Origin of the sequence: Caloranaerobacter ferrireducens, assembly GCF_001730685.1 — a bacterium.
Classification (GTDB): Bacteria; Bacillota; Clostridia; order Tissierellales; family Thermohalobacteraceae; genus Caloranaerobacter; species Caloranaerobacter ferrireducens.
In genome coordinates, this window is record NZ_MDJR01000015.1 from 1 (window position 1) to 11356 (window position 11356).

Consider the following 11356-nt stretch of genomic DNA (forward strand, 5'->3'; position numbering starts at 1 on the left):
TCATCTCCATTTTTTCTAGTATTGATATTTGCTCTTTAATCTTTACTATCGCTTTTTCATATGATTTTTTATTTACTAGATATTCAATGTAGTAATCTAATCCTTTGACTATGTAATCTTTAAGTTTTCTTTCTATACTAAACTCTATGGCACTTTCTAACTGCTTAAGGGCTTTTTCTTCTTCTCCAATTTTTAAATAATACTTATATAACTCAAATAGTGTTGTCGGTAATTCATCTAAATTCATCTCTTCTTTTATCTGTTTTGCTTCCATTAAATGTTTATATGCTTTTTCGTATTCTCCTGATTCTAAATATATACACCCAAAGTTGTTTTCTATAAATGCTTTTGTTTTTTTATCTTCTTGTTTTTTAAGTAGTTTGTTTGCTTTTTTTAAAACTTCTTCTGCTTTGGCATATTCTTCATTAAGGATAAGTGTTGATGCATATTTAAGTAAGCTTTGAGCATATCTTTTTGCATCCTTTAGCTGATTATCTATTCTTAAGACTTCTTCTGCATACTTTTTAGCATTTTTCTTATCCTTTAATATGTGATAACATGTTGAGATATTGTATAGTATGTTACTTTCTAATTCTAAATTTTTAATAGGTAACTGACTGTAAAATGTATAAGCTTGTCTATATTTGTTTAATGCTATTTCATATAGACCTTTTAGCGTATATATATTACCTTCTTTAATTATTGCTTCTATTACTTTTTCTATATTGCTTATCTTAGAATAGTAGTAAAAACTTTTTTGTATGTTACTTAAAGCATCATCATATAACTTTACATTGATATATGCTTTAGCCATTAGTAAATTATTTTCTGCTAGAATTTCTGTTAAATCATACTTCTGTGCATACTTATCAATTTTTTTATACATTTTTTCTGCATCAGATATATTGTTTAAATTCACATGTACTTTCATTTCTTCTAACCATAATCTGCAGTATCTTTTTACTTGGTCTTTTTCTGTTGCTAAAAGATATTCTAAATCTACATCTAATCTTTGAGCTAGATATTTTAATAATTCGATACTTGGACTTGCTTTACCATTTTCAATATAACTTAGCTGTGCCTTTGAAACATAGTCTCCTCCTAGTTCTCTTAATGACATGTTTTTCTCTTTTCTTAACTTTCTTATCTTTTCTCCTAATGTTAGTATTTGCATACTCATCTCTCCTGTTCACACTTAGTTCTGTTTATTGACTAATTTATTTAACTTTATTGTAATATTATTTCTATTATTTGTCAATAATGTTTATTTAGTACTTTTGTACTATTGTTTGTTATTTAAGTTTTTAAGATTTAAACTTGAAATATCTAAAAAGGCTTAGTTGATTTAGTCAACTAAGCCTTTTCTTTTTAAGATTCAATTGTTTCTTCAATACTCTTAGATTTCTTAATAGCTTTGTACGCTTCTATAATCATCCATATTTCAAGTACCATTATAATAATACCTATTACAAATAACAACCAATCTGATTTACTTGCATATTTTATAATATTATATACCATACCCCAACCTGTCATTAGTATCATGAAGATCATTGGGATTAATGTATATACAATTGGTTTCTTTTTCTTAGCTAGATATACTGTTATAACCAATAGTGCTAATCCTGCCAATAATTGGTTTGTAGCACCAAATAATGGCCATAATATCATTGCGCCTGCTCCACCTGGTTTTGCTAATGCCAATAGTAAAGCAGTAATTACTGCAAATAGTGTTGCACCTGTTTTATTCGCGATTGGCTTGATATTCCACCCCTCTGCTAACTCACTAACAACATATCTTTGTATCCTTGTAGCTGTATCTAGAGTAGTTGCAGCAAAACTCACAATAAATACTGCAAGTATAGTTTTAGCAAATTCACCGCCAATACCTATATGTGAAATAAAGTTAGCACCACCATCAACAAAAGCTCCTAACTTAGCTCCTAGTCCACTTGCACTAGCCCAGTCAGCATATCTTTGTGTCCATGCTGCTGCATCTCCTAACCCTGCTGTACAAGCTATAATAACTAACATTGCAAGTGCACCTTCAAGTAGCATACCGCCATATCCTATTGTCAAAGAATCTTCTTCTTCATTTAGCTGCTTTGAAGAAGTACCAGAAGATACTAAACTGTGGAATCCTGAAATAGCACCACATGCTATAGTAATAAATAAGAATGGTAATATAGGAGGTGCACCTTTAACAGCTGTATTTATAGCTGGAGCTGATATTGTAGGATGTGCAAATACTAATCCTATTAATAATAGAGCCATAGCTACTAATAACTCATGTGAGTTAATATAGTCTCTTGGTTGTAGTAAAGTTTGTACTGGTAGTATTGATGCAATAAATGCATAGATAAGTAATATGAAAACCCAAACTAAAATCTCTTGTAGTCCAAAAATTTCAGGAATATGGAAATCATTTATATAAACTGCGCCTATCCAAATTGTGAAGTACATTAAGATTATTGCAATAATTGACAGCCATTTTACATTCATATTCTTCTTATAAACTAGATAGCCCATAAGTAATGCAATTGGAATCTCCATCCAAACTGGGAATACAGAAGCTGGATACATTATAAATAACTTACCTATAATCATAGCAAAAATGGCAATTACTATTAACAACAAGAAGAATATTACTAATAGGAATAGAACTCTTGAAGTTGGACTAACAATATCCTTAGTTACATCTCCTAAAGATTTACCTTTCTTTCTTGATGATATAACTAGTGCTCCGAAATCATGTACTGCACCCATGAAAATTGAACCTATAAATACCCACAACACTGCAGGTACCCAACCCCAAATTACACCAATTGCTGGACCTACTATAGGACCAGTACCTGCTATAGATGTAAAGTGGTGACCAAATAGAATACTTTTTCTTGTTGGTACATAATCTACACCATCATTGATAATATGGGATGGTGTTTTATTTTTGTTACTTAATTCAAACAATTTTCTACCCAAAAACTTACCATAAGTCTTATAAGCAACGATAAAACCAAAATAAGTCAATACTGCTAGTAATAACGAGTTCACTTTTTCCCCTCCCCTTTTAATTTTTAATAATAATTTTGAAACTGCTTAGATTTCTTGCCTAATTATATACTTTTCACCTCCTTTCAAACTTTTCAAAGTTGTATACAATATTCATCATTTAATGCAAAACATCCCTCTATTTCTATTTTATTTTTATTTTGTATTTATTATACTCCTTTTAACCTAAAGAATAAAGAAAAAAAGCATGTCATTTTCCTACAGAAAATGACATGCTTTTTAAAATAATATTACTAATACACCTTGTATGATTCCTATTAAAAATCCTAAAATACCTCCTAAAATCTCTATATGCTTAAGTTCTCGTTTAGCAATAGAAATGATTATACTTTCTATCTTTTCTAATTCAAAAGAGTTAATTTTTTCTTCTATCATTTCTGAAAGCTTAACTTCATTTGTTGCCTTATGAACCATTTTTTCAATTAAATCTTTTAATATTCTTTCTCCTTCAGAATCAACCATTTCATTTACATAACCAAAAATCATATTCTTAAAAGCACTCGGTATTATTGAAGGTAATTTCTCATCAATAACTTCATTAATTTTTCTCTTAATAATAAATATAATATTTGAAAGATTTTCTTGTTCAATCACCTTATCAATAATTTCATTAATTGAAACAAGTTCATCTTCTACCACTTGTCCAATACTTTTAGCCATCTCTTGCTTTCTTTTTGGAATCAATCCCTGTATTTTTACATTTATAATAGGTATTGTAACAGGGTTTAGTGGTCTAAATATCAGTTTAATAGCAATTATGTTAGTTATCCAACCTATCATAGCTCCAATTACTGCTAAAGTCAGTATCTTAATAATTACCATATTATCACCTCATATAATCGTCATTGGTTATTCATCATTCGCTATTCGTCAAATTTAATAGTTGATAGACAAAAATAAATATCAACCAATATCTGATTATAACATAATTTTTCTTTTCTTAAAATAGTATTAACTTTAAATCAAAAGCAAAAAAACTCCCAAGCAAATTTCCTTGGAAGTATTATTTTTCCTTCTCAATTTTTATTTTATTATCCTTTTCTTTTAGACATAATCTACATCCAGGACAAACTGATACCTTATTCTGAAAAACACTTTTTATTACTTTTATTATTTCCCTATCTTGGATGCTTTTTTCTGTATGAATTATTATCTTCTTTGGTGCAATAGTTATTAATGAACTGATAAGTAAATCATCATAATTCATTTCACTTTCTGAAATTTCTTCTGCAAGTTCCTGAAAAATATCATTATCAATTAAATTCATTTTTTTATCGAATAATTGATAAGTTCCATCACTCTTAAATATTATATTAACTAGGTCAACTTTAGACTCTTGTAATTCAACAAAATACTGTAACACCCGAATAAACTCCCTATATTCCTTTTCAACAAAGAAATCCTCTATATTTTTCTCTAAAGCCTCCTCAATTAATTCTGTAAAGAATTTAAGTCTAAAACTTATTAAACCATCTATTATCAACATATCATTTTCTTCTAAAAAATCCATTACAGTTTTTAATATTTTTGCCTTTTTACTTATCTGAGGCATTATACCTTCTTGAAGTACATACTCATTTCTGTTAAGGTAATCAATAACTCTAGATTTTATTATTTTCTTATCTTCTGAATCTAAATAATAACATTTCTCATATATTAACCTATCTATTATCTTTTCTTGATAAACGTCAATTACAATGTCTGTTATTGCCTCTGCAATATAATAGTTGAAAATATTTTTTATATTTTTATATTTGACACATTTTTCATCTCTAATAAAATATATCACAAAATTTATATCACCTATTTTTTCTATCTCTTTATCTATATGAATTTTTTCTCTTTCGAAAAAATATAATTGCTTATTTAATATTTCAATTATTTTCTCTAAATTCTCTTTAAATCCTATAATTAGCAAATTCAAAAATGTCACTCCTTTCTGATGTACTAGTAGTATATGTTTTTAATATTGCTATATTCATTTTTCACGATTACATTAATTGTATACTAAAGGAATAATTGAACCTATATCTATTATTTTTTTATTATTGAGTATAACTGGTTTTTTTCCGTATTTTTTCAAAAAAACATTAATATCCAAAAAGTTTGGATGATGTTGATATTCTCCTGTAAATGCTAACTGTATATCACTAATAAATCCTGTTGCACCACCTATAAATCCATAATCTAAACCTGGCAAATCAATATATCCACTATTTATAAACAATGTATCAATAAAATATTTCTTACACTCTTTATATATTGAAGGATCAGAAGTTATTATTGCATTATCTGATACTATACAAGTTGAACATTTAGAATATCCCTGTTTTACATTTATAAATTCTATACCCAATTTTTCTAAATAATATTTAAGTTTTTCATCTGTATACTTGTAATTATGTATAGCGTAACGAGAAACTCTTGCTACATTATATGCAATGTTTTCAGGATAGTTTCTCTTAAGTTTTCTCTCACCTTTAATCAATTTAAAAGATGTATTTTTAAACATATCTTTGTAATAGTCGTAAACATTTGGAGCAATAATAAGAGTCTGATAATCTATTGGATGTATTACTATATCAGGATGATATGATATAGCATCATATAATTCTTCACATTTAACAGTTTTAATCACACGAATATCAAGTTTGGTTAATGTATTTATTATATTTTCATGCACTCTGCCATCTATAATAACTGCTTTTGCTTTACGAATAGGTATAAATGGGTTTTTAGCCATTATAACCCTCCATTTTCTCAAAATTATTATTTATATTCCATTAACTATTAACTTTTCTCATTCGCCTTATATAAGGATATCATTTTATCTAAAAAAAATATACCTTTATCCAAAAAAATAGTGGAACAAAGAATTATCTTCGTTCCACTATCTTTGAACAAAGCCCATAAACAACATGTCTATAACTTGTTCAGCATCAATATTTTCTTGTGACACTTTATCGAAAAATATTTTCTTACTATAATATTGATTTACAGTACCTAATAAACTTAAAGTAGCCAAGTCTGCATCTAGGTTTTCTCTTAATTCTCCGTCCTCTATTCCCATTTCTATAATTTCCTTTACTAAAGTAAATATCTCCATCTTTCCTCGCATAAGCCAACGTTTCATATCAATTGATAAGATTTGAGGTTGAGTAATTATTATTTGAGTCATATCAACGTGATTTGCCAGAAACATCCCATGATGTTCTGCAAAAGCTATAAGTTTTTCCTTAACTGTATTTTTTTTAAAAATAGCTTTTCTAGCCTTTTCAATATATTTTTCGATACTACATTTTATCATCTCTTGAAAAAGGTCTTTTTTACTTTCAAAGTATTCATATATAGTTCCTTTTCCTACACCTGCTTCTTTTGCTATATCTTCCATTTTAGCCTTATGAAAACCTTTTTCAAAAAAAACTTTTATAGCAGCATCAAGAATATCATTTTTTTTATTATTTCTAGTCGGCATCACACTAACTCCCCTCTACATTAAAATAACAACTAAATTCTTTTTTTTATATAACTTCTTATACGATTTGCAGCATCATCTACCAAAGTATAAACAACAGGAATAAACACTAAAGTCAAAAATGTCGAAAGTAAAAGACCTCCAATTACTACTGTTGCTAAAGGAGCTTCAAGTTCAGACCCCTCTCCTATACCTAATGCCAATGGTATAAGACCAAGTACTGTTGTCAATGTAGTCATCATTATAGGTCTGAGTCTTATAGGACCTGCGTTTACGATAGCCTCTCTTCTCTTTTCACCATTTTTCCTTCGAGTGTTAATGTAATCAACTAATACAATTGCATTATTTACAACAATACCTGCTAAAATAATAACACCTATAAATCCAGGTACACTTAGTGGTCTTTTTGTAATAAATAATCCTAAAGCACCACCTGCAAATGCAAGAGGAACCGACAACATTATTGTAAATGGATGAAGTAATGATTCAAACTGAGAAGCTAGTATCATATATACTAATACTACTGCAAGTATCAAAGCTAAACCTAAATCAGCGAAAGACTCGTTAAGCTCTTTGTTCTGACCTCCTATTTCATAGGTATATCCAGGAGGCATAACATACTTATCTAGTTTAGCTTTTATATCATTACTTATACTTCTTAAATCTCTGCCCATTATCTGGCTAGTTACTGTAACAACTCTTACCTGTCCTTCTCTATCAATCTTAACAGGACCTCTGTCTACATTCACATCGACCACTTGACTCAAAGGAACACTTATTCCCAAAGGCGTTTTTATAGAAACTAATTTGAGATTTGAAATACTGTCTCTTAATACATCTTCTCCCTTTATAACTACATCTATCTCATCACCATTATACTTATACTTTGAAGCTACAACTCCAGATATCGAACTTTTTACTGTCGAAGCTATCTGACCAGCAGTTAATCCATATTGTGAAGCTTTATATCTATCTATTCTTATCTGTACTTCTGGTATTCCTTTAGCTAAACTTGTCTTAACTTCTCTTGTCCCCTCTACAGAAGCTACAATTTTTTTAAAGTCTTCTCCTATCTTTTTAAGAGTATCTAAATCATCTCCTTTTATACTTATACTAATTGGATCTCCTCCTAATCCCATCATAGTATAAGATGTAAGCTCTACTCTTATCTCTGCCCCAGGAATATCCTTCACCATTTCTCTTACTTGATCAGCAACTTCACTCGTGCTTCGACTTCTCTTATCTAAATCCACTAGAATCCCAGTTATTACAGCTTTATTCGATAGATTATTTGTAACTGAAAAATTTCCTCCTGAACCTACTGTTGTAAAAACTGTTTCAATTTCTTTTATTCCAGAAAGTTTTTTTTCAATCTTTCTAACTACCTCATCAGTGCTATCTAATTCTGCTCCATCTGGCAAAGAAATATATACAGTAAACTGTCCTTCGTCAGTAGTAGGGAAAAATTCCGCACCAATACTTCTTATTGATGCTATGCTTATTAAGAATATTAAAAATGATATAAGTACTGTAGATTTTCTATGACTTAGAGCCCAATTTAGAAGTTTCTTGTACTTAATTTCTATCCTCTTAAAAATCACGTCAAATCCTTTATATATAACATCAAAAAGTTTTGGTCTTTTCTTCTGTTTATCATCAATCTTTAATATTTTAGAAGATAACATTGGAATAAGTGTTAATGATACCATTAATGATGCAATCAAAGAAAGCGTAACAGTCATTGCCAATTCTTTAAATATTGTAGAAGTTATGCCTTCAACAAATACTATCGGAAGAAATACAGCTACTGTTGTAAGTGTTGAGGCTGTAACTGCCATAGCAACCTCTGAAGCACCCTTTACAGCTGCATCCTTTCTACTAAATCCATCTTCCCTAAATCTATATATATTTTCAAGAACAACTATAGCATTATCTACTAGCATACCGACGCCTAATGCTAAACCGCCTAGTGTCATCATATTTAATGTTACTCCACTAAAATATAGAAGTATAAAAGTAGCAATTATTGAAACAGGTATTGAAGTTCCTATAATCAATGTTGTTCCAAAGTTTCTTAAAAATATATAAAGTACAGTTATAGCCAATAAAGCACCAACAACAGCATTTTTGTATACGCTATTTATTGATTTTTTAATGTATTTAGATTGATCAATAACTATATCAATCTCTATTGTAGGAAACTCCTTCTTCAATTTCTCTATTTCACTGTTTACAATTTCAGCTACCTTAACAGTATTAGTTCCAGACTGTTTTTGTATAGATATGTTTATACTTTCCTTCCCATTAGTTCTTGAGACTGTACTTAATTCCTTATGTGTAAGTCTCACATCTGCTATATCCTCTAAATGAACTATCCCACCAGTTGGCAAAGTTATTGGAAGATGTTTTATTTCATCTATCGAATTAAATTCTCCCACAGTTCTTATAGTAAGTTCTTGTTTTCCCCATCTAACTTTACCACCTGGTAAATTAAGATTCTCTGATCCAATAATTTGTGCTATATATCCAATATCTATTCCATAACCTTTTAATACATTTTGATTGACCTTAATCTCTACTTGATTTTCATATCCTCCAGATATATCTACTGATGCAACTCCATCTAATCTTTCTAACCTCTGTTTAATAGTATCCTCTGCAAACCTCTGAAGTTTAGTCAAATCTTCACTACCTGAAAGAGATAACTGTATTATTGGCATTGCATTTGGATCTATTTTAAAAACCATTGGTTCACTAGCCTCATCTGGCAAAAATCCTTTTATTAAATCAATTTTTTCTCTCATTTCTAAAGCTGCAAAATCCATATCTGTGCCAAAATTAAATTCAGCAATTACCATTGAATTTCCTTCTGATGATATCGAGTTTATATTTTTTATGTTACCTACTGTAGCTAAAGCCTCTTCGATAGGCTTTGTTATCAATTTTTCAATTTCTTGTGGTCCTACACCTTCATACGATGTAGTTACTATTGCAATTGGAACCTCGATTTCAGGCAATAAATCTATCGGAAGCCTACTTAGTGACACTGAACCAAGAATAATAACTATAAATGTAATCATCAATATAGTAACAGGTCTTTTTACTGCTAGCTTTGATAAATAATTCATGATCTATTCACCTCTTACAATCTTTACTTTCATCTGATCTTCTACATAATTCTGTCCCTTTACAATTATCTTTTCTCCCTCTTTTAAACCTTTCTTTATCTCAACATACATACCAGTATCAAGACCTATCTCAACTTTTTTAGCTACAGCCTTATCTCCTTCTACAACAAATACAAAAAATTCTCCATTTCTTTCTACAACTGCTTCACTCCTTACAACTACAACATCTCTTTTTATATCAGTGTCTACTTTGACCTGTGCTAACATACCAGGTTTTATCATATGGTCTTTATTGTCTACATATATCTTTACAGGATATAACTGTGTCCTACTGTCTATTGCTGGACTAATGACTTTTATCTTTCCTATCAGTTCTGTATCAAAAGCAGAAGGTATGCTTACCTTAACCTCCTGTTCTTTAAATAGTTTATTTATTATATTTTCAGTCACATCTATTTGAACATATACTCTATCTATATCTATTACTGTTATTGCAGGTTGTGTATTAGAAGTCATTTCTCCAGTTTCAATGTTTACACTTGATACTATACCAGTTATAGGTGATTTTATTATCGTATTTTCAAGAGCTTCTAAAGCTTGATTATATGCTACTTGAGCCTGATTTAATGCTGATTTAGCCGCCTCTAATGATTTATCTGAAGCAGCTAGTTCTGCCTGCTCATATTGTGATTTTGAAACTGCTCCTTCTTCATATAATTTTTTAGTTCTTTCAAATGTTATCTTTGCATTTTCAAATTTCTCTTTTGTCAATTCATAATTAGCTTTGGCTCCTTCAAAAGCTACCTTAGCCTGTTCTACTTGTTTTTCTATATCTTCTTTATCTAAAACAAAAAGATTTTGTCCTTTCTTTACCTTATCTCCAAGTTTTACAAAAACATTAGTAACTTCACCTGGAATTTTGGAGAATATCATAACATCCTTATCAGCATATACCTTACCACTAAATACAGTTGTATTATATATAGTATCTTTAGTTACACTTTCAACTTTTACTGGCACATATCTTTCTTGTTCTGAAAGATTTTCTTTTACAACATCTGCTTTTTTACATCCAGCTAGTAAAAATATTAGTAAAGATATTACTACAAAAAATACAATGATTTTTCTAGTCATAAACATACCCTCCCAAATTATATATTAATCAATACTTCACATATAAATACTATTTTAATAATATTTGAAAAAAATATCAGTACCGACCGGTCAGTCGGTTTTGGTTATATTTTACTTTTTTTGATACATGAAGTCAATAAACAAATTACAAAATTTTCTTTAGAACAAAATTTCGATTTAAATAAATCAAGGAAGATTTTGCCTGCATCCATTACAGAAATTATATTCAAAATTATCCACAATTTAATAAGGAATATAATTTCCTATGGATTATAAAAAATCAGAACTTGTTGATAAAATTATATTCATTAATGAATTAAAAAAAACTCCCAAAAACGGGAGTCTTCTTCTGGAGGCGGCACCCAGATTCGAACTGGGGAATAAAGGATTTGCAGTCCTCTGCCTTACCACTTGGCTATGCCGCCATATATGGAGCGGAAGACGGGATTCGAACCCGCGACCCTCGCCTTGGCAAGGCGATGCTCTACCACTGAGCCACTTCCGCTTATTTGATTTTTGTGGTGCCCAGAGGCGGAATCGAACCACCGAC

At 29.7% G+C, this 11356-nt stretch carries 8 protein-coding genes and 2 tRNA genes; all 10 read right to left on the reverse strand.

The annotated features are described in order from the left end of the window. Window positions 1–1174, reverse strand: a 1174-nt coding sequence (locus tag BFN48_RS11855) for a helix-turn-helix domain-containing protein (protein ID WP_069651097.1), incomplete at its 3' end; no start/stop codon positions are given. 194 nt (window positions 1175–1368) lie between these two features. Continuing rightward, window positions 1369–3051 (reverse strand): carbon starvation CstA family protein, encoded by a 1683-nt coding sequence (locus tag BFN48_RS11860; RefSeq protein ID WP_069651098.1) that lies wholly within the window; start codon window positions 3049–3051, stop codon window positions 1369–1371. Window positions 3052–3288: 237 nt separating this feature from the next. Next, window positions 3289–3891: a DUF445 domain-containing protein gene (locus tag BFN48_RS11865; protein ID WP_069651099.1), complete on the reverse strand. Its 603-nt coding sequence runs from the start codon at window positions 3889–3891 to the stop codon at window positions 3289–3291. Window positions 3892–4072: 181 nt separating this feature from the next. Next, window positions 4073–4993, reverse strand: a complete 921-nt coding sequence (gene ytxC / locus BFN48_RS11870) for a putative sporulation protein YtxC (protein ID WP_069651100.1) — start codon at window positions 4991–4993, stop codon at window positions 4073–4075. A gap of 72 nt (window positions 4994–5065) precedes the next feature. Then, window positions 5066–5812: a DUF6873 family GME fold protein gene (locus BFN48_RS11875; RefSeq protein WP_069651101.1), complete on the reverse strand. Its 747-nt coding sequence runs from the start codon at window positions 5810–5812 to the stop codon at window positions 5066–5068. A 147-nt stretch (window positions 5813–5959) separates the two neighbouring features. Further along, window positions 5960–6544 (reverse strand): TetR/AcrR family transcriptional regulator, encoded by a 585-nt coding sequence (locus BFN48_RS11880; RefSeq protein ID WP_069651102.1) that lies wholly within the window; start codon window positions 6542–6544, stop codon window positions 5960–5962. A 32-nt stretch (window positions 6545–6576) separates the two neighbouring features. Beyond that, on the reverse strand, window positions 6577–9672 hold the full coding sequence (locus BFN48_RS11885; RefSeq protein ID WP_069651103.1) for an efflux RND transporter permease subunit: 3096 nt from the start codon (window positions 9670–9672) through the stop codon (window positions 6577–6579). Window positions 9673–9675: 3 nt separating this feature from the next. Continuing rightward, entirely contained in the window at window positions 9676–10806 is a 1131-nt protein-coding gene (locus BFN48_RS11890; RefSeq protein ID WP_083238928.1) for an efflux RND transporter periplasmic adaptor subunit, read from the reverse strand. 350 nt (window positions 10807–11156) lie between these two features. Beyond that, window positions 11157–11231 (reverse strand) — tRNA-Cys (locus BFN48_RS11895). A gap of 5 nt (window positions 11232–11236) precedes the next feature. Further along, window positions 11237–11311, reverse strand: a tRNA-Gly gene (locus BFN48_RS11900). Between the last annotated feature and the right edge of the window lie 45 nt (window positions 11312–11356).